Raw genomic sequence first — 285 nt, forward strand, 5'->3', positions numbered from 1 at the left:
CAGCTGCCAAAGAAATGGTAGACAACCCATACGGTCTCGATGCTCTCTGGAAAACCGGTGACTTCGTTGCCAAAGGCACACTCATCATCATGGTCATCATGTCCATGGGCAGCTGGTACATCCTCATCACCAAAATCATTGATCAAGTCAAACTGTCTGGCCAAGCCACAGATGCCCGTTCCAAATTCTGGAAAGCAGCTTCTGTACAAGCCGGTGCCGCTTCTTTGAAAGAAGGCAGCCCATTCCGCTTCATCGCTGACTCTGGTATCAAAGCCACAGAACACC

General features: G+C 50.2%; 1 pseudogene. It reads left to right on the plus strand.

Annotated features, from left to right (window positions below):
• A pseudogene (locus ACO0LI_RS30720) lies at positions 1–285 on the plus strand (MotA/TolQ/ExbB proton channel family protein); the annotation flags it as partial.

The organism is Undibacterium sp. Tian12W, from assembly GCF_049339405.1.
Taxonomy (GTDB): Bacteria; Pseudomonadota; Gammaproteobacteria; order Burkholderiales; family Burkholderiaceae_D; genus Undibacterium.